This is a genomic window from Hymenobacter swuensis DY53 (assembly GCF_000576555.1).
GTDB classification, from domain to species: domain Bacteria; phylum Bacteroidota; class Bacteroidia; order Cytophagales; family Hymenobacteraceae; genus Hymenobacter; species Hymenobacter swuensis.
In genome coordinates this window covers 2612969-2637587 of the sequence record NZ_CP007145.1, presented here as the reverse complement: position 1 = coordinate 2637587, position 24619 = coordinate 2612969, and the positions used below count along the sequence as shown (strand labels likewise).

Sequence of the window (24619 nt, the reverse complement as noted above, 5' to 3'; positions counted from 1 at the left end):
GTAGTGGCGCGTACACTTTCCGGGTTTCTGCGTACTTGCTCCCCCAATCCAACCAACTCCGCTCACGCAATGCCCTACCAACCCAGCCCCGGCCGCTACGCCGACATGCCTTACCGCCGCTGCGGCCGCAGCGGCCTGAAACTGCCGGCCGTCTCGCTCGGCCTCTGGCACAACTTCGGTGACGTGGACGTGCTCCAGAACTTCCGCGCTATCCTGCACCGCGCCTTCGACTCGGGCGTTACGCACTTCGATCTGGCCAACAACTACGGCCCACCCCCCGGCTCGGCCGAAACCAACTTCGGCCGCATCCTGAAAGAGGATTTCCGCGGCTACCGCGACGAGCTAGTCATTTCCACCAAGGCCGGCTACCACATGTGGGAGGGACCCTACGGCGAGTGGGGCTCACGCAAATACCTGATTTCGAGTCTGAACCAGAGCCTGCGCCGGATGAAGCTGGACTACGTGGACATCTTCTACTCGCACCGCCCCGACCCCGACACGCCCCTGGAAGAAACCATGAGCGCCCTCGACCACGTGGTGCGCCAGGGCAAGGCCCTGTACGTTGGCATCAGCAACTACGCGCCCCGAGAGGCCGCCGAGGCCATCCGCATCCTACGGGCGCTGGGCACGCCCTGCCTGATTCACCAGCCCAAATACTCGATGTTTGAGCGCGGCCCGGAAAATGGTTTGCTGGACCTGCTGGGCCAGGAAGGCGTGGGCTGTATTCCGTTTTCGCCGCTGGCCCAGGGCCTGCTCACCAACAAATACCTGCACGGCATCCCCGACGATTCGCGGGTGGCCAAAGGCGTGGGTTTTCTCACCGAAAACCAGCTCACCGACGAGCGTCTCAGCCAAATCCGCCAGCTCAACGACTTGGCACAGCAGCGCAACCAAAGCTTGGCCCAAATGGCCCTGAGCTGGATTCTGCGTGACGAGCGGGTAACGTCCGTGCTCATCGGAGCCAGCAAGCCCGAGCAGCTCACCGATTCGCTCCGCTGCCTGGATAACCTGCAGTTCAGCCCCGAGGAGCTGGGGCAGATTGAAAACGTGCTGAAGTCCTAAACCTGTCATTCCGAGCACAGCGAGGAATCTGGATCAGCCTCAAATGAGTAACTCAGATTCCTTGCTGCGCTCAGAATGACAGGTACTATTGCGGTGCTGGCCGCTACGGATTCTGCCGCAGAATCTGCCGCGTTTTCTCGTCCGGCTCGCCGCCGAAAAATTTATCCAGCACCCGCTGAAAAACCGGGTCGGCACCTTCCAGGGCGGCAAACAGCGTCATGCTGGAGCGGAGCTTCAGGTCATCGGGGCTACCCATGATGCGGGTAGCGTCGGTACTTTCCAGCGTCAGCAGGGCCGCACTGATTTCCCGCAGGTGCGGGCCCAGCACCGGGTGTTTCAAATACGCCTCGGCCTCCTGCCGGTTCTGAATGGCATAGAACCGGGCCGTTTCGCTGTAGCCCAGGCCCTGCATCTGGGGGAATACATACCACATCCAGTGAGTGCGCTTGCGGCCGGCCCTGATTTCGTCTAGGGCCGTGGCATAGTCGCGCTGCTGGGCGTCGAGGAAGCGTTGGAGGTCGAGTTTTTGCGGCATGGTGAGGCAGATGAAGTAGGGAAAGTCAGGTAACGGCAAGTGCCGTCGGGTAGATGCTGGTTGCACCAGTGTTTGATAACCAACTTCCGTTTTTACCTTACGGCGCACTACATAGCCTATATTTCTGCGTGAAGAAACTCTACTGCCTGCTGCTGGGTGCCCTGTTGCTCAGCGCCTCGTTCGCCTCGGCCCAGACGCTGGCTGAGAAAACCCGGGGGTTCCGCAAATTCGCCGGATTCTTTCCCTTCTACTGGGATGAGAAGGGCGGCCGGATTCTACTGGAAATCGATAAGCTCGACCAGGAAATCCTCTACGTGAGCAGCCTGCCCCACGGCGTGGGCTCCAACGATTTGGGCCTCGACCGGGGCCAGATCGGGCAGCAGCGCATCGTGAAGTTCGTGCGAAGCGGCCCCAAGATTCTGCTGCTCCAGCCCAACTACGACTACCGCGCCGTGAGCCAGAACCCCGACGAGCGCAAATCGGTGGAGCAGGCGTTTGCGCAGTCGGTTATCTGGGGGTTCAAGGCCGAAGCTGAGGAAGGCAACCGGGTGCTGGTAGACCTCACGCCCTTCCTACTGCGCGATTCGCACCAGATCGGCGACCGGCTCGAAGACCTCAAACAGGGAAGCTACAAGGCCGAGGAAAGCCGCTCGGCGGTGTTTCTGCCCAACACCAAAGCCTTCCCGCAGAACTCGGAGTTTGAGGCCGTCATCACGCTCATCGGCAAGGCCAAGGGCCGCGAAATCCGGTCCGTGACGCCTGACCCCAACGCCGTGACGGTGCATATGCACCACTCCTTCATTCAACTCCCCGACGACCAGTACCGGCCCCGCGCGTTCGATCCGCGCGCCGGTTACTACGCCAACGAGTTCATGGATTACGCCACGCCCATCGACCAGCCCATCATGCAGCGGCAGCTGGTGCGCCATCGGCTCTTCAAAAAAGACCCTACGGCGGCCCAGAGCGAGGCCGTGGAGCCGCTGGTGTACTACCTGGACCGGGGCGCGCCCGAGCCCGTGCGCTCGGCTCTTATGGAAGGTGCTGCGTGGTGGAACCAGGCGTTTGAAGCCGCCGGCTACCGCAACGCGTTTCAGGTGAAGCTGCTGCCCGAGGACGCCGACCCGATGGACATCCGCTACAACCTCATCCAGTGGGTGCACCGTTCCACCCGGGGCTGGTCGTACGGGGCCAGCATCACGGACCCGCGCACCGGCGAAATCATCAAGGGACAAGTGTCGCTGGGCTCATTGCGGGTGCGCCAGGATTTCCTGATTGCCGAGGGCCTGCTCCAACCCTACGAGGACGGCCAGCCCCCGCGCCCCGAGATGCTGCAGATGGCCGTGGCGCGCCTGCGCCAGCTGGCCGCCCACGAGGTGGGCCACACCCTGGGCCTCTACCACAACTACTCGGCCAGCACCCGCGAACGGTCGTCGGTGATGGACTACCCCATGCCGCGCATCAAGATGCGGGCCGATGGCAGCATCGATTTGAGCGAGGCCTACGCCGCCGGCATTGGCAGCTGGGACAAGCGCGCCATCCTCTACGGCTACCAGGATTTCGGCCCCCAAGCCGATGAAAAGGCGGCCCTGCAAGCTATTATGCAGCAGACGCTGGCCGAGGGCTACGTGTTCATTTCCGACGCCGACGCCCGCGCGGCCGGGGGCGCGCACCCCACGGCCCACCTCTGGGACGACGGCCCCAACGCCGCCGACGAGCTCAACCGCCTCATGGACGTGCGCCGGCAGCTGCTCAGCCGCTTCAGCGAAAAAGCCCTGGCTCCCGGCCAGCCCATGGCCCTGCTGGAGGAAGTGCTGGTGCCCATGTACCTGCTGCAGCGCTACCAGGTGGAGGCGGCGGCCAAGCAGCTCGGCGGCCTCTACTACACCTACGCCCTGAAGGGCGACGGCCAGACCGTTACGCAATTCGTGACGCCCGCGGAGCAATGGAAGGCCTTCGACGCGCTGCTGCGCACGATTTCGCCCCGGGAGCTGGCGCTGCCGGAGGAGCTGCTGGCCAAGATTCCGCCCCGCCCCGTGAACTACGGCCGCTCCCGCGAAACCTTCCCCGCCCGCACCGGCCTCACCTTCGACGCCCTCGGCGCGGCCGAATCGGCGGCGGCTACCACGCTGGAATTTCTGCTGAGCCCGCAGCGGGCGGCCCGCCTGGAGGAATACCACGCCCGCCACTCCGAGCAGCCCGGCCTGCGCGCCGTGCTCGATAAGCTGCTGGCCCAGACCTGGGGCAGCAAGCCCGAAACCGGCTATACCGGCGAGCTGCAGCGGCTCGTGCAGATGCGCACGCTGCACCAGCTGCTGGCGTTGGCCGCCGCCCCGCAGGCCCCGGCGGGCGTGCAGGCCGTAACCGCGCTGAAAGTGGAGGAGCTGAAGCAGCAGCTGGAAAAAGACCAGAAAGCCCGCGACGAAAACCGCCGTGCCACCGCTTTGCTGGGGTTGCGCACCATCCGGCAGTTCGAGGAAGCCCCCGAGAAGTTCCAGCCCGCGCCCGCCCTCCCCATGCCCGACGGCGCCCCCATCGGCTCGGACGACTGCGGGGAATTGTAATGAAGGGTGGCTGCCTCGTTACCGTTGGCGCGTTGGTTGCGCGCGGGGCTGCCGCGCCAGCCGCTGAGGCGTAGTATTTTTCGGTATAAGGCAAAAGAGCCCCGCCAGTTGGCGGGGCTCTTTCAGTATTGATCCAGTGCAGAGCATCAGCGCACAGCCGCCGGGTCTGCTGCCGTTACCGGGGCCCCGCCGCCCAGGGCGCGGTACAGGTCGATGAGCTGCAGGAACTGCTCGCGACGGGTGGTAGTCAGGTTCAGCTCGGCTTCCAGGGCGCTGCGCTGGGCCGTAATTACTTCCAGGTAGGTGGCGTAGCTGGCCGTGTAGAGGTCGTTGGAAATGTCCACGGCCTTGGTCAGGGCCGCTACTTCCTGCTGCTGCAAAGCGTACACGCGCTGGTAGTTCTGGGCCCCGCGCAGGCTGGTGGTCACCTCCTCAAACCCGGTCTGGATGCTGCGCTGGTACTCGAAGTAGGCAATGCGCTGCCGGGCCGCCGACTGGGTGTACTCGGCCCGTAGCACGTTGCGGTTGAAGAGCGGGGCCGACACGCCGGCCAGCAGCCCGTAGGCCAGCGAACCGGGCGTGCTCAGCAGCAACGAGGCCTTGTAGGCGTTCAGCCCCACGTACGGCGACAGGGTGAACGAGGGCAGGAAGGCGGCCCGGGCGGCGGCTACGTCGGCCTTGGTGGCCAGCAGCGCCAGCTCGGCCTGCTGCACGTCGGGGCGGCGCAGCAGCAGCTCGGCCGGCAGCCCGGTGGTGAGCACGGCGGGCAGGGGCTGCTGCTGAATGGGCAGGCCCCGCGCAATGGGCTGCGGGTAGCGACCCAGCAGGCGGTTCATCTGGTTTTCGGTGGCCAGAATGCGCTGCTGCACCTCTACCTCGCCGCTGCGGGTGCGCAGCAACTGGGCCGTGAACTGCTGCACGGCCAGCTCGGTGGCCCGGCCGCCCAGCTTCTGGAGCTTCACGATTTCCAAGGCGCGGTTTTGCAGCCGCTCGTTTTTGCCCAGCACGTCCAGCTGGCTGTCCAGCGTCAGCAGCTCGTAATACAGGCGGGCCACCTGGGCTACCAGCGCGGTTTGCACCAGCCGGCGGCCCTGCTCGGTGGCCAGCATTTGGGCGACGGCCGCCCGGCGACGGCTGCGCAGCTTGCCCCATAGGTCGATTTCCCAGGCGCTGCGCAGCCCCAGGAAGTAGTCGGGAGCCACCGTGGGCAGCTGGCGGCCGTCGTTGGTGGCGTTGTAGCCGGTGCCGCTGAGGGTGGCAAACCGGTCGGCGCTGGCGGCGGCCACGCCGTTGACGGCGGGCAGCAGTGCCCCCCGGGCCGCCTGCACGCTGGCGCGGGCCACTTCCACCCGCTGCACGGCAATCAGTAAGTCGGGGTTGGCGCGCAGGGCCGTATCAAGCAGCCCGATCAGGTTAGGATCCGCAAAGAACTGCTGCCAGGGCTGGGCGGCAATGGACGCGGAGTCGGTTGCTCCCGCAGCGCCTGCCGTGCCGAAGGTAGCCGGCACGGCCGTGGCGCGGGGCGTGAGCACCGGCTGCATGGTCTGACAGCTGCCCAGGGCCGCTAAGGTGAGCAGTCCGAACAGGCGCTTGAAAGGCCGGTTGCCTAGTGCTGATTTCTTGTCTCTTTTGGAAAACAGGCCGGCAAGTGAGGGGCGAAACAGAGTCATAGAGCAGGATTAGGCGGCCGCGTGGGCGGGCTCAGCGTGGGCGGCGGGAACGGGGTGCACGGCGGGCTCGGCGACCGGCTGAGCCGGCTTTTTGTCGCGCGCAAACAGCACGTAGAGGCCCGGAATCAGCACCACCCCGAACAAGGTGCCGATGAGCATGCCGCCCGCCGCCGCTGTACCAATGCTGCGGTTGCCCATGGCGCCCGCGCCGGTGGCAATGCACAGCGGAATCAACCCGGCCACGAAGGCGAAGGAGGTCATCAGGATAGGGCGCAGGCGCGAGCGGGCGCCCTCCACAGCCGCGTCCAGCACCGACAGGCCTTCCTGCTGCCGCTGCACCGCGAATTCGATGATAAGAATGGCGTTTTTGCCCAGCAAGCCGATGAGCATCACCAGGGAAACCTGGGCGTAGATGTTATTTTCCAGCCCCAGCAGCTTGAGGGCCAGAAACGCGCCGAAGATACCGGTGGGCAAACTCAGCAGCACCGGCAGGGGTAGCAGAAAACTCTCGTACTGGGCCGCCAGCAGCAGATACACGAACACCAGCACGATACCGAACACGTAGAGCGCCTGGTTGCCCGAGATAATCTGCTCCCGGGTCATGCCGCTCCACTCGAAGGTGTAGCCGCGCGGCAGCTCCTTGGCCGCCACGGCCTCAATGGTCTTGATGGCGTCGCCCGACGAGTAGCCGGGGGCGGTGTCGCCGTTGAGGGTGGCCGAGGTGTACATGTTGTAGCGCGTGAACTGCTCGGGGCCGTACACCCGCTCCAGCCGCACGAACGTGGAGTAGGGCACCATCTCGCCCCGGTTGTTTTTCACGTAGAGCTTCAACAGATCCTCGGGCTTGGTGCGGTAGCCGGGCAGGGCCTGCACCATCACCTTATACATCTGCCCGAAGCGGATGAAGCTGGCGGCGTAGTTGGCGCCCATCAGGGTTTGCAGGGTGCCCATGGCGCTAGCCACGGTCACGCCCTTCTTGGCGGCCAGGTCGGCATCCAGGTGGATGAGGTACTGCGGAAAGGTGGGGTCGAAGCCGGAAAAGGTGTTTTCGATGGCCGGCGTGTTGTTGAGGGCCTTGATGAAGCGGTCCGTCACCTCGTCGGTGCGGCGCAGGTCGCCGCGGCCGGTGCGGTCCAGCACCCGCAAATCGAAGCCGCCGGCGTTACCGAAGCCGGGCACGGTGGGCGGGGTAAAAAACTGCACCTGCGCCCCGGTGATGTGCCGGGTTTTGGCGCGCAGCTGGGCCATCAGTTCGGTTACGGATTCTTTGCGCTCGTCCCAGCTTTTCAGGTTGATCATGCCCATGCCGTAGCTGGCCCCCGACACGTCGTTCATGAGCGAGTAGCCGGCCAGCGTCGATACCGATTCCACCGGCTTCAGGGTCTGGGCCACGCGCTGCACTTCCTGCAATACCTGCTGGGTGCGCTCCATGGTGGCGCCGGGCGGCGAGGTCACGTTGATGTATACCATGCCCTGGTCTTCGCTCGGAATGAAGCCAGTGGGCAGCACCGAATTAACGCCCCAGGTGGCCGCGAAGAAGAACAGCAGCAGCGCCACCGTCACCAGCCGGCGGCTGGCCACCACGCGCACCAGGCGCTGGTAGCCGTCGGCAAACCGCTCGTAGCGGCTGTTGAAGCCGGCGAAGAAGCGGCCCAGCAGGCCGGTGCGCTCGGCGTCGGGCGTGGGCTCCTTGAGCAGCAGGGCGCACAACGCCGGCGTCAGCGTGAGGGCGTTCAAGCCCGAAATGACGATGGAAATGGCCAGCGTGAGCGAAAACTGGCGGTAGAACACGCCCACCGGCCCGCTCATAAACGACACCGGAATAAACACCGCCGACATCACCAGCGTGATGGCCACAATGGCCCCGCTGATTTCGCCCATGGCTTCCAGCGTGGCGTCCATAGCGGAAAGGTGCTTCTCGTGCATCTTGGCGTGCACGGCTTCCACCACCACAATGGCGTTATCGACCACAATGCCGATGGCCAGCACTAACGCAAACAGCGTGAGCAAATTGATGCTGAAGCCCAGCAGCTGCATGAAAAACAAGGTGCCGATGAGGGCCACCGGCACGGCCAGCGCCGGAATCAGGGTGGAGCGCCAGTCCTGCAAAAACAGGTACACAATCACGAAGACCAGCAAAAACGCCTCAAACAAGGTGCGCACCACCTCGTGAATACTCGCGTCGAGGAAGCGCGACACGTCGTAGCTGATGTTGTAGGTCATGCCGGGCGGGAAGTTGGTGGCTTTCAGCTCGGCCATGCGCGCCTTCACCTGCGCAATAACGTCGGAGGCGTTGGAGCCGGGCAGCTGCTTAAGCAGGATGGCGGCCGAGGGCTGGCCGTTGCTCTTGGACAGCATCCGGTAGGTCTGCACCCCAAATTCCACGTCGGCCACGTCCTTGAGGCGCAGCACCGAACCGTCGGCCTCGGCCCGAATCACGATGTTGCGGTACTGCTCGGGCTCGAAGAGCTTGCCGGTATAACGGAGCACGTATTGCAGCACCTGGGCCGAGCGGCCCGAGCTTTCGCCGGTACGGCCGGGGGCTGCCTCCACGCTCTGGGTCTGGATGGCCTCCACAATCTCGTCGGCGCCCACGCGGTAAGCCAGCATCCGGTCGGGCTTGAGCCACACGCGCATGGCGTACTCGCGGTTGCCCTGGATTTCGGCCAGGCCCACGCCCTTAATGCGCTTGAGCTCCTGCAGAATGTTGATGTCGGCGAAGTTGTAGATGAACTGCTCGTCGGCCGTGGGGTCGTCGCTGACGATGTTCAGGTACAGCAGCATGCTGTTCACTTCCTTTTCCGTCACCACGCCGGCCTTGATAACCTCCTGGGGCAACTCATCCAGCACCGTCGTCACGCGGTTCTGCACGGCTACGGCGGCCAGGTCGGGGTCGGTGCCCACCTCGAAAAACACCTCCACCAGGGTGGTGCCATTGTTGGTGGTTACGGTGTTCATGTAGGTCATGCCCGGCACCCCGTTGATGGCTCGTTCCAGCGGCGTGGCCACTGCCTTGGCCGATACCTCGGCGTTGGCCCCGTTGTACTTGGCCCGCACCGTCACGGAGGGCGGCACGATGTCGGGGAACTGCGTGACGGGCAGCGTAAACAGCGCCCCCACGCCCAGCAGGGTGATAAACAGCGAAATAACCAGCGACAAAACCGGCCGTCTGATGAAAATAGAAAACATAGAATCCGAGGCTGAAAGTGGGGCGCGGGGGCGCGACTAGAGGGCGGTGGTCAGGCTGGCGAGGGTGACCGGGCGGGGCGTGATGCGGGAGCCGTCGCGCAGGTCCTGCACGCCTTCGCACACAATCCGCTCCCCGGCTTTCAGGCCACTATCCACCACGTAAAAGGCGTCGAGGCGGCTCTGGGGAACGAAGTTGCGCTGGCGCACCTGGCCTTGGGCATCCACCACGTACACGTAGTTCTTGTCCTGCTGCTCGAACACGGCCTTCTGGGGCACGAGCAGCGCGTCGGTCACGGTGTTGGCCAGGCGCACCTTGCCGGTGGCCCCGTGCTTGAGCAGCCGCTCGGGGTTGGCGAAGCGGGCCCGGAACGCAATGGCCCCGGTGCCGGCCTGAAACTGGCTTTCCACGGTTTCAATCTGGCCGGTGGGCGCGTAGAGCGTGCCATCGGCCAGCACCAGCCGCACCTGGTTGGTGCGGCGGGCCGAGTCCTGCCGGCGCGTTTTCATGTACTCCAGATACTCCGCCTCCGACACGTTGAAGTAGGCATACACGGCCCGGGTATCCGACACGCTGGTCAGCAGTGTGCCGTCGTCGATGAGGCTGCCCACCTTCAGCAGCTCCCGGTTTACCACGCCATCAAACGGGGCGCGGATGGTGGTGTAGCTGAGCATGAGGGCCGCATTGGAGGCCGCCGAGCGCGCTTCCTCCACCGTGGAGCGGGCGGCCGTGAGCTTGGCCTGGGCCACGTCCAGCTCGGTTTTGGAGATGATGTTTTTCTGGGTCAGCATCCGTACGCGGTCCAGCTCCAGGCTGGCCACGCGGGCCTGAGCCGTGGCGTTGTTGAGCGTGGCCCGGGTGCGCGTCAGCCGGGTTTTATACTCCGCGTCGTTGATGTGGAACAGGGCTTGGCCTTGGCGGACTTTCTGACCCTCATCCACGTAAATCTTCTCTAGAAAGCCCCGCACCCGGGCCCGCAGCTCCACGTTGCGGGTAGCCTGCACGTCGGCCACGTACTCGCGGCTAAGCACCGTGTCGCGGGCCGCGAGCTGCACCACGGGCAGCGAGATAGGGGCTTCGGTGGTGGCGGCCGTTTCAGCCGCGCTGTCGGCGCCGCAGCCGGCCAAGGTGGCGGCGGTCAGCGGCAGCAGCAGCCAGCGGAAGGATTTGAGCAGGGGAGCAGGCATAGGAGAAGGATAGGGACCGGGAGTAGGCAAGCGTTTTTTACAAAGCTGCCGCGCTGGCATTAGAGCCGCGTGAGGCTCACATTAGAAAAGGTTAAGACCGAGCCTACACAAAGGCCGTGCGGCAGGCATCTTCGCCCCGGCGGCAGGCCTCAGTACAGGCGCGGTGCTGGAGCGTATCGAACTGGGTGCACGCATCGGCGCAGGCCCGGCACAGCTCGGCGCACTCGCGCAGCAGATGGGGCGTATGCTCGGCCTCGCGGGCCAGGAAAGCCGCCGCCAGCCGGCACAAATCGGCACAGTCGCGGCTGAGGCGGAAGCTGCGCAGGTGGGCCTGCAGCGGCAGGCTGGCCAGGCCGAGGGTGGTGCATTGGTCGCAGGCAGTGGCGCAGGAGGCCAGGGCGTTGAGTACGTGTTGTTGGCGGGGAAGCATGAAAAAGGGGAAGCGGGAAAACACAAAAAGCCAGCGGCAAAACGCTGGTGGCTCAGGGAGTAGCAGAAAGCAGAGGAACGGCCAGCGAATCGGGGGCGACGACGGCCAGCGGCCGCCGCGCCTGGCACTCGGCCAGGGCCCGGCGCGTCTGCACCAGCTCCAGCTCGGCCGCCGATTCCAGCAATGGGCCGTCCGGGTCGTAGGCCAGCGGGTAGGCGGGCTCCTGGCACAGCAGGTACAGGTTGAGTCCCGTGGACAGCAACAGCGTGCCCAGCAGTAACCCCAGCAACAGGGCGCGGGAGCCGCGCAGCATGGTCCGTTTCCCCATCATCCCCCAAAGCACGCGTGGCGGGATTAAAACGGTATGAGAAGGAAATTAGAAGAAGTTAGAAGGCCCGGCCGGGTCCCTTGGTTCAGTGCCGTCGGGCAGTTACCGCTTCGTAGTCTATTCGGCCTCGTGTCAGCTACCGGCGCGTTCAACTGCATCCCGCCCGGCCAAACGGCAGGCATACTGTGGCAACGTCAGCACGCAATATTCTCCGGTCTCTGGTTTGATGCGCCATATGCTCGGAATGACGTTCTATTTTACCCTCACACCCTCCACCCTTACACCGCCGCTGCCGGCAGCTCTACGGTGGCGGTGGTGCCGTGGCGGGGCTGGGAGGTGAGGCGGATTTCACCGCCGTGGACTTGCACGATTTTGCGCGTCATGGGCAGGCCCAGGCCGTAGCCGGGGGTAGTGGTGGCCGAGCCGGCCCGGTACAGCGGCTCGTAGATGCGGGCCAGCTCGTGGGGCTCCAGGCCGATACCTTCGTCTAGCACCTGCACCCGCAGCACGGCGGGCGTGGGGTAGCCCAGTACAGCCCGGACCGGACCGGTGGAGTACTTGCAGGCGTTATCGAGCAGGTTGAGCAGGGCCGTGGTGAGCAGCTGCTCGTTGCCGCGCACCATAAACACGTCGTCCACCTCGGCGGGCAGGTTCCCGAATTCCAGGCGCAGCTCGCGGCCGGGGTGGCGGCGCTGACAGGTGGCCAGGGCCTGGGTCAGGCACTCATCCAGGCGCACGGGCTGCTGCCGGAAGGCCGGGTCGGTGACCTGGGCCAGACTCAGCAGGCCGTTGGTCAGCTCAATGAGCTGCTTGATATCCTCCACCGCCGAGCCAATGCTCTGGCGGGCTTCTGGCAGGGTAGTGTCGTAGGCGTAGGCGGTTTCCAGGGTGCCCAGCACCGAGGCCAGGGGCGTGCGCAGCTCGTGGCTAGCGTTGCTCAGGAAGCTCTTCTGCGACTCAAAGGCCTGCTCCACGCCGCCCAGCATGTGGTTGAAGGTGCGGGCCAGCTGGGCAATTTCATCGGTGCCGTTGCCTTCATCTACCCGCACGCTGAGCCGGGAGGCCGTGATGCGCTCCACCTGCCGCACCACCCGCGAAATCGGTTTCAGCGACTCATCGGCAAAATACCAGCCGGCCAGAATGATGAGCACCAGCGCCCCCAGGTTGGCCGCCAGCAGAATTAGGCGCAGCTTGTGTAGCTGGCTCAGCCCAAAATCGTCGTGGCCGGCCGCAAACAGCCAGTAGGGCTGGCCCCGGTACTGATAGAGCAGGCCCACGGCTTCCAGCTCGCCATCGGCGAAGCGCACCGGCCGGCCGGGCCGCACCCGCCGCAGCTGCCGGGAGTTCAGGCGCTGGCTGAGGTTGTCGGCGCTGGTGTAGAGCAGGTGCTGGCCGGGGCCGTAAATGCTGATCTGTTCCTGCGGGATGGTAAACAGGTCGCGGCGGTGCAATTGGCGCAGCAGGCTTTCATCTACCCGGCCCCCGCGCCGCACCAGCAGGCGGGTGGTCATGGTGGCCTTGGTGGTGAGTCGCGTCACGAAGCGCTGCTCACGGGTGGTAGCCTGGAAATAGTACAGAAACGCCGAAAAGCACAGTTGAATCCCCACCACCAGCAGCGTAAAGCGCAGAATCAGCTTGTTGCGGATGAGCATGGTGGCAGATGGTGAAGTTATGAAATGGTAAAGTTGTAAGGTGGGGTGAGTGGCCGTCATCCTGAGCAGCGAGCAGGACCTTATCCCGTTAGGCTGTGTGGACAGAAAAGAAAATGAACGTCATGCTTCGGCTGCGCTCAGCATGACGGTTGTCTACGCTACCGGGCACAACTTCACCATTCCACAACTTCACCTTTGCCTACCCTTCCCGCAGCACGTAGCCCATGCCCACCACGGTGTGGATGAGCTTGACGGGGTAGCCTTTGTCGAGCTTTTTGCGCAGGTAGCTCACGTACACGTCGATGACGTTGGTGTTGGTGTCGAAATTCAGCTCCCAGACCTTCTCGGCAATATCCACGCGGGAAATGATTCTGCCCCGGTTCAGCAGCAGGTACTCCAGCAGCGAGTATTCCTTGGTGGTCAGGTCGATGCGCTGGCCGGCGCGGGTCACGGTTTTGGCGTCGAGGTTCAGCTCCAGATCGGCAATACGCAGAGCGGGCTGCACGGTGGCAGCCTCGGTGTGGCGGCGCATGAGCACCCGGGCCCGCAGCAGCAGTTCCTTGAACTCGAAGGGCTTCACCAGGTAATCGTCGGTGCCGGCCTCGAAACCGGTTACTTTGTCGTCGAGGCTGTCGAGGGCGGTGAGCAGCAGCACGGGCACGCGGGCATCCTGGCGGCGCACCAGCCGGCACAGCTCGAAGCCGTTTACGTAGGGCAGGTTCACGTCTAAAATCACTAGATCATAGCGGTTCTGCTGAATCAGGGACTGGCCCATACGGCCGTCGTAGGCCACTTCAATTTCGTATCCTTCGTTGCCAAAGCCTTTTTTTACGAAAGACGCCAGCTTGGGCTCGTCTTCCACCAAGAGTATTTTCATGTAAGGGGCAAGTAACACCGGGCCACTATACGCAATGCCAGTCGGCCTAGGTCAAGGATGGGTACAATCCTCTCTTTGCTACCTGCTACTGATGTATAGAAGGTCTGCTAGGGTAAAGGTTGAATCAATGCCTGCGCGTTCCGGATCGATATCCAGACTAAAAGCATACTGCAAACCGGCGGTGTCCACTGGTTTTGTAAAAGCGGTAGGGTCAGTTACCTCAAAGGTGACATAGGCAGTATCGTCCTGCACTCGGGAGAATAATATCTGCAGCCCTTCAGTACGCGGCTTGCAGATAAACTTCAGATAATTTTCTACGCCGTTTTGTATAGCCTGCTGGTACAAGGCCGGACTATTCAGATACACCTTCACCGTGTGCGGAGTCAGAACAGAAAACGTGTCACGGGTAGCGCTGCTGACAGGATGGATACCGGCTAGTGACGCAGCCGGAACGGCAGTGGCCGGCGTGCTGTCTGGCTGCGTGGTGCAAGCGGCAAAGAGTACTGAACTGAACCCGAGCTTCCAGGCAATGGTGATGTCAGGAGTGAATTTCATTGGGTATAATCTTACTCAAAAAAGTCGCCCGGGTCGGCTTGGCTGAGATACTTGCTGAGGCTGCCCAGGTCGCCAAAGATGGGCTGGATGAGCGCCAGAAATTGCTCGGTGGCCCCGGGGCCGTCGGTGTACACCCCGAAGATTTCGCCCTGGCCCAGTAGCTCCACGTGGTCGAGTAGGGCGGGGGCATGCTCTTCCAGAATGGTTTCGATGTGCTCGGCCCAGCTGGCCCCGCTGCCGCTGAAACCGTATTTCTCGAACACGTTGTAATAGTCGTCCATGTTGGAGAGGTTCACCAGCAGACGCTGCTGGCGGCCGGGCGTGGCCTGGTCTTCGAGGTCAGCAACCAGGAACGGATAGGTAGTAGACATGGGCAGGAAAGGGAAAGGTGGTGGCAAGGTAGTCAGGGCTTGCCCAACGGGTACGTTCCCAGTAACACGGTAGTACGGGCGCGCTGGTACCAGTCGTTAAACACCAGCTCTACCACATCCACCACAAATGTCCCGATGAACTGCTCCTGATACTGCGCCAGCCGGGCCACCAGCATCGGCGCATCGGAGAGCGGGCGCGTGAAGCGGATGACGGTGGAATGGGCTGTGTGAATACTATAGCGCGTATCAATGGACTGTTGTAGCCCGGAGGCGCGGAAAAAAGCCCGGGTGGCCTCGCGCAGCTCCTCCAGACCCTCATCTTCCGGAAAGCCCTGCACCATAATCCCGCCGGGCGAAGCTGTCAGGCCCTCGTAGCGAATCCGGAAGGGCCGCGCCAGCCGGGTAATACCCCGCAGGGCGCGCTGGTACGCGGCCGGGGCAATCTGCGCCAGCGTGAAGCCCGGGTAGCAGGAAATGAGGGAGAGAATGGTGAGGTGGATATCGGCGGCAGGGTAGTAGTACTGCGCGGGTTTCAGGGCCCTAAAATCGGCCAGTATGTGGTTTCAATAGCCGTCGTGATAGGTGCCGGGGGCCGGGCCAGCAGCGTGAGGCCCCGCCGGTCGTCCTGTGGCGAGTGGAGCAGCAGGTCCGGGTCGGCGCCTTCGTGCAGCAGCCGGTGCACGGTGGCCTCCCGCATGGCCGCATAGTGTTCAGACAGGTTCATGGTAGCTAAAACCGTGGCTTTACACCGGAAATTCCGTGCCGCACTGCGTGCATTTGTGCAGTACCGTGCCCGCGTAGTACAGCCGCTGCCACCATGCCGGCCGCAGCAGCGGCGCGGCTCCCTCGGCCCGGCAGCGTGAGCAGCGCACGGCTTTCGGGGCGGCGCGCTGCAACTCAAACGCTTCCACGGTTTCCCGGGCCAGCGGCACGTCGGCTTCCTCAATCAGCAACTGGTAAAACAGGCCGTCACCGAAAGGGAAGGAGGGCGGGCCGCAGGTTTTCACCAGTGCATCCACCTCGGCTTCCTTGAGTTGCTGGTACAGCGCCACCGCCTCGGCGTAGGTCAGGAACTGGGCGGCGGGAGTGAGCATGTGGGAGAAGCGGTGTGTGAAATAAAAGAACGTCATGCTGAGCGAAGCCGGAGGCATAGTCGAAGCATCTTTACCGCTTCGTTGGGCAATGCCAGTTGATTAGCCAGAAGTAGAGATGCTTCGGCTGCGCTCAGCATGACGTTCTTTTGGGGCGCCTGGCCTAGCAACGTCAGCACGCGAGACTCCTCGCGCTGCTCAGAATGACGTTCTAGCCTTGTTCTACTTCCGCCGCTTCACTGGTGCCGCGCCACGCTGGCCGCGCAGTTTGAGCACGTAGAACAGCAGGCCGGCCGATAGCACGGCCAGGGCGGCGGCCAGCAGCTCGCGGCTGGTGCGGGCGGCAGTGGCTTCGTCGTCGGTGGATTGCAGGGTCTGGAGCTTCTTTTCGCGCTGCCGGTCGCGCTCCTGGAGGTTGGCAATCTGGCTTTCCAGGTCGTGGAACCGTTCCTGAGTGCTGCTCTGGTCGGTTTGGGCTACCGTGATTTGCTGCTTGGCCTGCTGGTTTTCGGCCACCACGGCGGCGGTGCGGCGCAGGGTGGCGGCCTGTACTTCGCGCACGATTTCGGTGTCTTTGCGAATGATGCCTTTCAGGGCGTCCACCACTTCCTGGAGATCTTTTTTGCTGGGCTTGTTGGCTAAAAAGGCGTTGCGCTGGGCGTTGGCGGCCTCGTACTGCTGCACCATCTGCTGGCGCTCCTGAATCAGGCGGGGCAGTGGGTCGTCGGGCGGAGTAGGCGTTTGGGCGAGGGCGGTTCCGCAGGAAAGAGCGAGCAGGAAGGGCAGGAGGCGTTTCGTCATAGAGGCGGCAAAGATGGGGCATACTGATTTAGCCCGCAGAGGACGCAGCGGTTTACGCAGAGGGCGCGAAGGTCGTTCTTCTGCGTCCTCTGCGTAAACCGCTGCGTCCTCTGCGGGCTAAAAATCATCCCCCCAACGCCGGCACCGGCTGACGTATTTCCTTCGGCTTGTGCCGGTAAAACCACAGAATCAGAATCGGCAGCAAAGTCAGCTCGGCCACTACCCCGAACAGCAAGGTCAGCCCAATCAGCAGCCCCACGTAGAACGTGCCATCGAACGACGAGAAAATCAACGTCGAGAACCCGCCCACCAGAATCAGGGAGGTGACGATGACGGCTTTGCCGGCCATCAGGTAGGTTTTGCGCACGGCCTTGAACAAACTGGGCTCCTTGAGCAGCACCAGTTTCAGCTTCGAGATGAAGTGGATGGTGTCGTCGACGGCAATACCGAAGGCAATGGTGAAGATGATGCTGGTGCTCACCTTCATGCTCACGCCGGCCGCGCCCATCACGCCGGCTACAATCAGAATGGGCACCAGGTTGGGGATGAGCACCACCACCGTCATGCGCACCGAGCGGAACAGCAGCAGCACAATCAGCGTCACCATCACAATGTCGATGCTCATGCCCGTAATCATGTTGAGCGTGAGGTTTTCGTTGTTTTTGTCGATGAGGTTGGCCGAGCCGGTGAGGCGGGTTTGCACCACCGTGCTGTCCACGGAGGTGCGCAGGAAGCGGCGCAGGCCGGCGTTCAACTGGTCGGCCCGGATGCTGCCTACGTCGGGCATGCGGCCGGTGAGTCGGCCCTCGGAGCCATCGGGCAGGGCCAGGGCCCGGAACTCGGGCTTTTTCCGAAACAGCTTCACCTTGCGCAGCAGGCGCGCCAGCTCAGCCTCGGAGTCGGGCAGGCGGTACTCGGCCAGCAGGCCGCCGTTCAGGGCTTTGCGCACCGATTTGATGAGCGTGACGGGTGAGGCCACGAAGTTCAGGCCGTAGTCTTTTTGCAGGTAGTTCTCAATCTGCTCGGTCTGACGCAGCACGTCCAGGTCGTAAATCGAGCGGCCCGGGGCCGGCTTCAAATCCAGCTCGAAGGGCCGCACGCCGGCAAACTGCCGCTCGAAAAACCGGAAATCCAGCTTCACCGGGTCGTTTTTCGACAAATCATCCAGCAGCGCCGAGTTGATGCGGATGCGCGAGGCCGACGCTACTGATAACACCAGCACCAGCCCGCTGATGGCTACCACCCAGTGTCGCCGCGCCAGCACCGTGCGGAACAGGCGGCCCAGCACGCCGTCCCAGCTGTGGCCGGTTTCGCGCGGGATGCGCAGCTGGGGCTTGCGCAGCAGCAGCAGCATGGCCGGCAGCAGCGTGAAGCTGAGCACGAACGTGAGCAGCACGGCAATACCCGTAAACAGCCCGAAGTTGTAAATCGGCCGGATGGTGCTGGTCATCAGGGTGAAGAAGCCGATGCTGGTGGTGAGGGCTGAAAGCCCCGAGCCGAAGCCCGATTCCTTGAGCGCAATCAGCAGCGAATCCTTTTTGCTGGCCCCGTAGCCCAGCTCCGTGACGTAGCGCGTGATGATGTGGATGGTATCCGACATGCCCACCACGAACAGCATCACCGGCAGCAGCGCCGTCATCAGGTCAATACTCACCCCGAAAGCCGACATCACGCCCAGCCCCCACAGAATGGAGCCCAGCACCACCACCAGCGGCAGCACCACGCCCCACCACGTCCGGAACGTGAGCCACAGCAGCCCCGTCACGAGCACCACCGAGAGGCTCATAAACACCAGCAGCTCCATCTGCAGCCGATCCACGAACACCGACTGGGCCACCATCTTGCCGGCCATGTGGTACTCGTTTTCGGGGATGCCCTGGCGGGCCAGCTCCGCGCGCACAGCCGCCAGCAGCGAGTCGCCGGGCGGCTTGCTCAGGTTGGGCGAGGTCTGGAACAGCACCGTGACGGCCCGTGCATCCCGGGAAATCAGGTTGCCTACGAGGCCCGGCGTGCGGTACACCAGCGCCGAATCGGTGGCGCGGCGGGCGGGCTCCTGCGGGTGCAGATAAGGCACGTTGAACACGCCCAGGCCCTCCACCACCGGGTTGCTGGCCGTCGTCGGCGACGATACCTGCGTGACGTGCCGCCGCGCCCGGATAAAGCGCGTGAGTGAATCGACTTTGGTCAGGAACCGGGGCTCGAACACGGTCTGGCCGGCCGGCGCTTCCAGGCCTAGCAGCACATAGTCGTTGTCGTTGCCGAAGCGGGCCGCGTACTGCTCGTAGTAGTCCAGGTCCGGGTCGCCGGCGGGGTAGAAGTCGTTGAAATTGTAGTTGAACCGCAGCTGGGCCACGGAAAAAACAGCCAGGGCCGTGAGCAGCCCGAGGGCCAGCAGGGTAAGGTGCGCGAGTTTGCGAAGGGGCATAAGCAAGGCCACGAAGCTGGGGCTTCGGGCATCAGGAAACGAGTGCGGCAGCTGGAAACCGGCCACCGCAAAGCTACGGCGGGTGGGGTTCGGTTTTCTGCCGAAACTCAGCTACTTTAGAACAACCGAAAGCCAACCCCGGATTTCCGGCATTTGTTTCTTGTTCCTACTTCTTCGCTGCCATGAAAAACGCCCTGCTCGCCCTCTGCCTGTTTGCCTTCGCCGGTTCCTCCGTTGCCCACGAAGGCGACAAAGCCGACAAGAAAGGCAAGAAATCAGCTGCCAAAATGGAGTGCTCCGAGGCCCAGAAATCGGCCATGGGCAGCTCCTGTTGCATGAAGAAAGGCACCAAAACCGCCGCCGTAACGCCCGCCCCAGCCGCTGCCCCGGCCGTGAAGTCGTTGTAAATAAAGCCAGTTGGTAACATTCAACAGAACACCTCACGCTTGCTTGTTTGCGTGGGGTGTTCTGTGTTAATAACTATCCGATATGGGCTACGAAAAGATGGTTGTGGGTGGCTTGGCATTGCTACTCGGTGCTGGCTTAAGCTCAGCTCGGGCGCAGGCTACGTACAACCGATGGGAGGCGCGCCCGGTGACTCCCTCGAAGCCTCTAGCCACTGTTGCCCAACGCGGGGCGCAGACTATGCGAGCGAAAATCCGACAAGATTCTATAAATCGGCTACAGGCATTGCGCCGGGATTCGGTACGCATTGTTGCTTCTGCTAGTGGAATGCCCCTTTTGCAACGTGGTATCGGGCAACGCATTAAGGAAAACAGGATACTGCCCGAAGACAACAGCTATTACGACTATTTGAGAAAGACCATCCGCTACCCCGCACAAGCGTTGCGGGCCCAAGTAGCAGGGAAAATTACAATGCGATTGACCATTAATGCGGCTGGTCTGGTAAGTGATGTAGAGGAGACAAAAAACACCATACCTGTGGGAGCAACAGGACGGGATGAGATGGTGCAGCAAGTTGCCGTAGTGCTGCGCCAACTACGCTTTGAACCTGGAACAACTGCCTCGGAGGAACTGACCATTACATATCAATTCCTGTAAACTCCGGCACGTGCCCACTATCGAAGTTCTGACGTTCATCAACGCCCCGGCGGCCCGCTGTTTTCAGCTGGCGCTAAGCATGGATTTGCACACTATTTCGGCCAGCCAAACCCAAGAGGAAATCATTGGTGGTGTCCGCCGCGGCGTGCTGCAGCTCGGCGACTCCGTCACGTTTCGGGCGCGGCATTTTGGTGTGTGGAAGACGCTGACGAGCAAGGTCACAGCATTTGAGGCCCCGGTCTATTTCTGCGACGAAATGCAGCGGGGCGCTTTTAAACGCATGCGCCATGAGCACCATTTTCAGGTACAGGATGCTGGTACTCTGATGCGGGACGTATTCGAATTTGCCTCCCCGCTGGGCTGGCTGGGCCAATTGGTGGATGCACTGGTGCTGAAACGCTACCTCCGGAAGTTCCTGACGGAGCGGGCGCGCGTGGTCAGGCACTACGCCGAAAGCGGCCAGTGGCGCGAAGTGCTGCCGCCGCAGTAGCAGCCGGCGGCGGTTGTGCCCCGAAACATCCCCCGAAGCCCAGCGGTTGCAGAAGTGCCGGGCGCATTCATCCGGCGTAATCCGCCGTCCCATGTCCGAGAATCCTGCCCAAGCCGCCGTTTTATCCCCTCAAGACATTGACCGTATCATTGAAATGGGCTGGGAGGACCGCACGCCGTTCGAGGCCATTGAAACCCAGTTTGGCTTAGCCGAAAAGGACGTCATTACCCTGATGCGCCGCGAAATGAAGGCGTCCTCGTTTCGGATGTGGCGGGCGCGCATGAGCGGGCGCGCCACCAAGCACCGCGCCCTTCGCTCCGACGATGTGGATGGCTTCAAAAGCAACCAGCAGCGTAGTATCACTCACAACAAAATCAGCAAGCGGTAGGCGCGCCGCGCCGGCCAACCGGCCAGTATTTCACGAGGAAAGCCGCCTGAACCGGGCGGCTTTTTCTATTTTTGGCGGCTTGTTCGCTTCGGCGCAAGCTAAGCTTCCGCTACAATTCGCTCTTATGCACCAGTACCACACCCTGCTCCAGCACATCCTCGACCACGGCACCCGCAAAACCGACCGCACTGGCACCGGCACGCTGTCGGTGTTCGGCTACCAGATGCGGTTTGATTTGCAGCAGGGTTTCCCGCTGGTGACCACCAAGAAAGTCCACCTGAAGAGCATCATCCACGAGCTGCTGTGGTTTCTGCGCGGCGACACCAGCAACCAGTCGTTGGAAGACGTGGGCGTGAGCATCTGGCGCGAGTGGGCCGACGAAAACGGCCAATTGGGCCCCATCTACGGCAAGCAGTGGCGCAGCTGGACTACGCCCGACGGCCAGAGTATCGACCAGATTGCGCAGATGGTACACCTGCTGCGCACCCAGCCCGATTCGCGCCGCATGGTGGTGTCGGCCTGGAACGTGGCCGAGTTGCCGCTGATGCGTCTGACGCCCTGCCACGCTTTGTTTCAGTTCTACGTCGCCGACGGCCGCCTCAGCTGCCAGCTCTACCAGCGCTCCGCCGATGTGTTTCTGGGCGTGCCCTTCAACATTGCCAGCTACGCCCTGCTCACGCTGATGATAGCGCAGGTAACCGGCCTGGAGCCCGGCGAGTTCATCTGGACCGGCGGCGACACCCACCTCTACAGCAACCACCTGGAACAGGCCCGCCTGCAGCTCACCCGGGAGCCCCGCCCGCTGCCCACCATGCGCCTGAACCCGGCCGTGCAGGACATCTTCGCCTTCCAGTACGAGGACTTTACCCTGGAAAATTACGACCCCTGGCCCGCCATCAAAGCCCCCGTGGCCGTGTAGAGACGCAACATTTTGCGTCTCCCCGTCGCTCCAGCCCAGCACGCGCACCCGGCGCACCTGCAAATGGTCCAGCAGCTGGCGCACGTCCTCGGCCAGCAGGTCGTAGGTCAGCTCCGGGTTGGTTTCGTCGAGGCTGCGGCCGTGGCCGCGCGTATCCACGGCCAGTACCCGGAAGTGCTTCGCCAGCTCCGTAATTTGCAAATGCTAGGCCCCTATGGACTGGCCGTAGCCGTGCAGCAGCAGCAGCGGTTCGCCCTGACCGTAGGTTTCGTAGTAGAGGCGGGCCCCGGCCACCGGCACGGTGCTGCCCCGGGCGGTACTGTCGCCGTAGTGTCGGGAGGAGCGGTGCGGAAACCGGGCGGCCCGCATCATCCGAAACAACGGGCTGGGCTCGTCTGCGGCCCCGTCGGTGGCCGGGCGCGGCGGGGCAGGGGCGGCCGGCGGCTGGCCCGTGGCTGCCGCCGAAGCCGTAAAGTAGCAGACCGGGGCACTGCCTTTGGTTAGCTCCCAGGGCGCATCCGGCGCGGCGCGGCTCAGGTACTGCAGCCGGCGGCCGGTGCGGGCGGCCAGCACGAAGCCGTGCCGGTGCAAGGCCGTGGTGGTATCCCGCTCCCAGTGCAGGGTGGCTGCTACTGACTCTTCCGCCGCGCACTGCAGCTGGTAGTCCCGCAGGTCCACGCTTACCCAACCGCGCTTCTGGCTTACCACCACCGGAATGCCGTCCGGTACCAGCTCGGTGGTGGGGCGGCCCTGCGCCACCCGGTACAGCCGCAGCCGCACGCGCACCTCCCGGAACGTATTAAACGCCACCTGAAAGTTGAAGTCCCGCAGTTGACAAGAGGCCGGCACCGACACCAAACTGCCCGCTTCCCGGCGGCCCGTCGGGCTGATGAGGTTGCCGGCGTTGTAGAGCTCGGAGGTGAGCCGCTGGCCCTCGCGCAACGGGCCCACCGTCACCAACTCCCGCCCCGGCCGGATAACCACCTCCTGGAGACTGACCGGTCGGTCAGGAAGCAGCAGCGGCCGCTCCGCCGTGCCGAAGCTGCCGGCCGGGGCCTCGGCCGGCTGGTAGCCTACTGCCGAGGCCACTACCCGGGCCGTGGGGCGCAGGGCATCGGGCACCACCAGCCGGAAATGGCCTTCCGCGTCGGCCGCGGTGCCCAGAGTGGTGCCAGGCACGGCTACGGTGGCAAAGGGCACGGGCTGCTGGCGGGTATCCACGGTGCGGCCCTGGAGCAGCCGTGTCTGGGCAGTGGCCGGCAGCCCTGCCAGCAGGCACACCCAGACTCCCGCGCGGATGCCCCAGCCAGCCAGGGGCTTCGTGCGGGCAAAACAGCCGAAGGTATCGGAGAAAGATATGAGCATGCTAGTCAAATGAATGTAGATGAATTTATAATTATTTGAAGAAATAGTTTGGCGGATAAGGAGGCTTAAGGGGATAATCATGATGGAGTGCGTGCTTTACAGCAAGTGGTTGATACCAAGAATACAGGATTTTTTCAATTCATAATGAGAATAAAAATCTAGGAATAGGAATAAGTCCGTAGGTAGGTCATGGTTCACTTCTCAACGCATTCCGGGCTTAGCCGGTCCCGTACCAGCCTTTCCCGTCAGCACCGCGCCTGGATTGCGCTGTACTCCCTGCAAAATGCGGACGTTGACCGCAATCAGGTACTAATGCAGAACAACGTAACCGAAAAAGACTTGCTTGACTATTGGGAAAGCTGGCAACAAATGCGGCTTAGTAGCCCTCTTCACCACGGGTAGAAAAAACCTTTTTGGGAAATTGGGGGCTAACGAAATAATGATAAAATCCGGACGTTGAAGCGGTTGCGTAGCTAAAGGCATGCCTTGAACCTTTCGCATACGCTATTTCGTTATGTCCACCTCGTTTTCTTCAGCGCCCTCCGGGTTGAGCCGGCAGCACCGTACCTGGATTGCGCTGTACACGCTCGACGCCATGCATTGCGACCGGGAAGCGGTGTTGCGGGAAAATGGGGTAACGGAGGAGGATTTAACTGAGTTTTTTGAGAGCTGGTTTCAGTTGCGCAACCGTCCCGCGGTGGTAGCCCTGGTGGGCTGATCCGGCAAGAAACCCGAACGCCGCACCAGGAGCGGCCGTTAGCCCCCGGGGGTGGTTGCCTCCGCCAGGCATAACCGCCGCAGCAGGGGGTGGGTAGCGGAGTGAAACTCCACGGTGCCTATTTGCTGAACCGCCCGAACTCCGGCCACGTTGGCGGTGAATACGGCTTCTGCCCGCAGAAGCTCGTCCGGCTCATATAGGCCTTCGCGCCAGAGCAGCCCCAACGCAGCGGCCGTAGTTCGCAGATGCGCCAGGCGCGTCCCGGCCACGCCACCCGCGGCCTCAGTCGGCGCGTAGATGGTCTTTTGCCGAATCCAACCCAGAGCGGCGGCTACCGTTTCGGCCACGTAGCCCTCATGCGAGAGCAGTATCACCTCGTCCAGCCTGCGCCGCTGCCGCTCCTGCGCCGCCAGTACGTAGAGGAGGGCATTGGGCCCTTTGCAGAACGACACCGATGAGGAGTGCGTGCGTACCGTCGTTGCGAAGTCGCACTGCAGAACGGGCGTTTCCACCGCGGCGAAAGGCTGCGTGGTCAACAGCCAGTCGGGTTGCGTGGTGGCAGGAGCGTAAAGGCCGCCGCCGCTACGCCACAGCTGCAGCCGGAGCCGCTGTACCGGCTCCGGGGCAGTGCCGATTAACTGCTGCACGGTGGCCGTAAGGGCCGCGGCTGAAGCCAGGGTGGCCGGTAATTCCAGGCTCAGGGCGGTGGCGGCCCGCTGCATGCGCGCTACGTGATAGGGGAGGTAGCGCAGGCCGGCCGGCTCCCACACAAGCGTCTCGAAAAAGCCGTCGTTGAAGTACAGGCCCCGGTTGGGCAGCGGCAGGCGCACCGTATCGGCCGGCAGCAATTCGCCATTGTAGAGCACTAGCATAGCTGCAAAGAAAGCAGAGGTATCCGTAACCAAGGACCGAAACGATTGAGTGCTGGGCTGTCGGAATAGCTGA

At 63.1% G+C, this 24619-nt stretch carries 25 protein-coding genes and 1 pseudogene; 8 read left to right on the top strand and 18 right to left on the bottom strand.

Annotated elements, in window-relative coordinates:
• Positions 1-69: 69 nt before the first annotated feature.
• A complete protein-coding gene (mgrA, locus tag HSW_RS12680) occupies positions 70-1062 on the top strand; it encodes an L-glyceraldehyde 3-phosphate reductase (RefSeq protein ID WP_044002231.1) in 993 nt (330 codons plus the stop codon).
• A 103-nt stretch (positions 1063-1165) separates the two neighbouring features.
• On the opposite strand, the gene HSW_RS12675 is transcribed toward mgrA, so the two are convergent.
• Positions 1166-1597, bottom strand: a complete 432-nt coding sequence (locus HSW_RS12675; protein WP_044002230.1) for a DUF1810 domain-containing protein — start codon at positions 1595-1597, stop codon at positions 1166-1168.
• A 128-nt stretch (positions 1598-1725) separates the two neighbouring features.
• On the opposite strand from HSW_RS12675, the gene HSW_RS12670 reads away from it, so the two are divergent.
• On the top strand, positions 1726-4158 hold the full coding sequence (locus HSW_RS12670) for a zinc-dependent metalloprotease (protein ID WP_044002229.1): 2433 nt from the start codon (positions 1726-1728) through the stop codon (positions 4156-4158).
• A gap of 146 nt (positions 4159-4304) precedes the next feature.
• Here the strand turns inward: HSW_RS12670 and HSW_RS12665 are convergent, their stop codons facing one another.
• The 14 genes from HSW_RS12665 to HSW_RS12605 all read right to left on the bottom strand — a co-directional run bounded on the left by HSW_RS12665 (position 4305) and on the right by HSW_RS12605 (position 18732).
• On the bottom strand, positions 4305-5828 hold the full coding sequence (locus HSW_RS12665; RefSeq protein ID WP_081768400.1) for a TolC family protein: 1524 nt from the start codon (positions 5826-5828) through the stop codon (positions 4305-4307).
• 9 nt (positions 5829-5837) lie between these two features.
• Positions 5838-9017, bottom strand: a complete 3180-nt coding sequence (locus HSW_RS12660) for an efflux RND transporter permease subunit (protein ID WP_081768399.1) — start codon at positions 9015-9017, stop codon at positions 5838-5840.
• A gap of 36 nt (positions 9018-9053) precedes the next feature.
• Positions 9054-10202 (bottom strand): efflux RND transporter periplasmic adaptor subunit, encoded by a 1149-nt coding sequence (locus HSW_RS12655; protein WP_044002228.1) that lies wholly within the window; start codon positions 10200-10202, stop codon positions 9054-9056.
• Positions 10203-10305: 103 nt separating this feature from the next.
• Complete coding sequence (locus HSW_RS12650; RefSeq protein WP_044004654.1) at positions 10306-10632, bottom strand: four-helix bundle copper-binding protein; 327 nt, start codon at positions 10630-10632, stop codon at positions 10306-10308.
• Between the two features lie 52 nt (positions 10633-10684).
• Entirely contained in the window at positions 10685-10963 is a 279-nt protein-coding gene (locus HSW_RS12645) for a hypothetical protein (RefSeq protein ID WP_044002227.1), read from the bottom strand.
• Positions 10964-11238: 275 nt separating this feature from the next.
• Positions 11239-12612: a sensor histidine kinase gene (locus HSW_RS12640; protein ID WP_044002226.1), complete on the bottom strand. Its 1374-nt coding sequence runs from the start codon at positions 12610-12612 to the stop codon at positions 11239-11241.
• Positions 12613-12811: 199 nt separating this feature from the next.
• Positions 12812-13489 (bottom strand): response regulator, encoded by a 678-nt coding sequence (locus HSW_RS12635; protein ID WP_044002225.1) that lies wholly within the window; start codon positions 13487-13489, stop codon positions 12812-12814.
• A gap of 78 nt (positions 13490-13567) precedes the next feature.
• Complete coding sequence (locus HSW_RS12630) at positions 13568-14044, bottom strand: hypothetical protein (RefSeq protein WP_044002224.1); 477 nt, start codon at positions 14042-14044, stop codon at positions 13568-13570.
• An 11-nt stretch (positions 14045-14055) separates the two neighbouring features.
• On the bottom strand, positions 14056-14415 hold the full coding sequence (locus tag HSW_RS12625) for an Imm51 family immunity protein (RefSeq protein ID WP_044002222.1): 360 nt from the start codon (positions 14413-14415) through the stop codon (positions 14056-14058).
• A 32-nt stretch (positions 14416-14447) separates the two neighbouring features.
• Entirely contained in the window at positions 14448-14756 is a 309-nt protein-coding gene (locus HSW_RS23815; protein WP_052346406.1) for a hypothetical protein, read from the bottom strand.
• Positions 14757-14947: 191 nt separating this feature from the next.
• A complete protein-coding gene (locus tag HSW_RS23810) occupies positions 14948-15139 on the bottom strand; it encodes a hypothetical protein (protein WP_052346405.1) in 192 nt (63 codons plus the stop codon).
• 19 nt (positions 15140-15158) lie between these two features.
• A complete protein-coding gene (locus tag HSW_RS12615) occupies positions 15159-15509 on the bottom strand; it encodes a hypothetical protein (RefSeq protein ID WP_155832957.1) in 351 nt (116 codons plus the stop codon).
• Positions 15510-15728: 219 nt separating this feature from the next.
• The gene (locus HSW_RS12610; RefSeq protein WP_044002220.1) at positions 15729-16307 is read right to left on the bottom strand and encodes a hypothetical protein; all 579 of its coding nucleotides are present in this window, start codon (positions 16305-16307) and stop codon (positions 15729-15731) included.
• Between the two features lie 124 nt (positions 16308-16431).
• Entirely contained in the window at positions 16432-18732 is a 2301-nt protein-coding gene (locus tag HSW_RS12605) for an efflux RND transporter permease subunit (RefSeq protein ID WP_044004652.1), read from the bottom strand.
• A 182-nt stretch (positions 18733-18914) separates the two neighbouring features.
• On the opposite strand from HSW_RS12605, the gene HSW_RS12600 reads away from it, so the two are divergent.
• From HSW_RS12600 to HSW_RS12580, 5 genes are all read left to right on the top strand, one after another.
• Positions 18915-19139, top strand: a complete 225-nt coding sequence (locus HSW_RS12600) for a hypothetical protein (RefSeq protein WP_044002219.1) — start codon at positions 18915-18917, stop codon at positions 19137-19139.
• Between the two features lie 325 nt (positions 19140-19464).
• On the top strand, positions 19465-19794 hold the full coding sequence (locus tag HSW_RS24285) for an energy transducer TonB (RefSeq protein ID WP_155832956.1): 330 nt from the start codon (positions 19465-19467) through the stop codon (positions 19792-19794).
• Positions 19795-19804: 10 nt separating this feature from the next.
• The gene (locus HSW_RS12590) at positions 19805-20284 is read left to right on the top strand and encodes an SRPBCC family protein (RefSeq protein ID WP_044002217.1); all 480 of its coding nucleotides are present in this window, start codon (positions 19805-19807) and stop codon (positions 20282-20284) included.
• Between the two features lie 91 nt (positions 20285-20375).
• A complete protein-coding gene (locus HSW_RS12585) occupies positions 20376-20672 on the top strand; it encodes a TIGR03643 family protein (RefSeq protein WP_044002216.1) in 297 nt (98 codons plus the stop codon).
• Between the two features lie 124 nt (positions 20673-20796).
• Positions 20797-21591, top strand: coding sequence for a thymidylate synthase (locus tag HSW_RS12580; RefSeq protein ID WP_044002215.1), 795 nt, complete (start codon positions 20797-20799; stop codon positions 21589-21591).
• Positions 21592-21630: 39 nt separating this feature from the next.
• Here the strand turns inward: HSW_RS12580 and HSW_RS25210 are convergent.
• Together HSW_RS25210 and HSW_RS12575 are read right to left on the bottom strand one after the other, a co-directional pair.
• Positions 21631-21792, bottom strand: a pseudogene (locus HSW_RS25210) (alpha/beta fold hydrolase); the annotation flags it as partial.
• A gap of 3 nt (positions 21793-21795) precedes the next feature.
• On the bottom strand, positions 21796-22956 hold the full coding sequence (locus HSW_RS12575; protein WP_197031872.1) for a carboxypeptidase-like regulatory domain-containing protein: 1161 nt from the start codon (positions 22954-22956) through the stop codon (positions 21796-21798).
• 514 nt (positions 22957-23470) lie between these two features.
• Between HSW_RS12575 and HSW_RS12570 the strand changes: the two genes are divergently transcribed.
• Complete coding sequence (locus HSW_RS12570; RefSeq protein WP_044002213.1) at positions 23471-23674, top strand: hypothetical protein; 204 nt, start codon at positions 23471-23473, stop codon at positions 23672-23674.
• Positions 23675-23712: 38 nt separating this feature from the next.
• Here the strand turns inward: HSW_RS12570 and HSW_RS22850 are convergent, their stop codons facing one another.
• Positions 23713-24546, bottom strand: a complete 834-nt coding sequence (locus HSW_RS22850) for an aminotransferase class IV (RefSeq protein ID WP_052346404.1) — start codon at positions 24544-24546, stop codon at positions 23713-23715.
• Between the last annotated feature and the right edge of the window lie 73 nt (positions 24547-24619).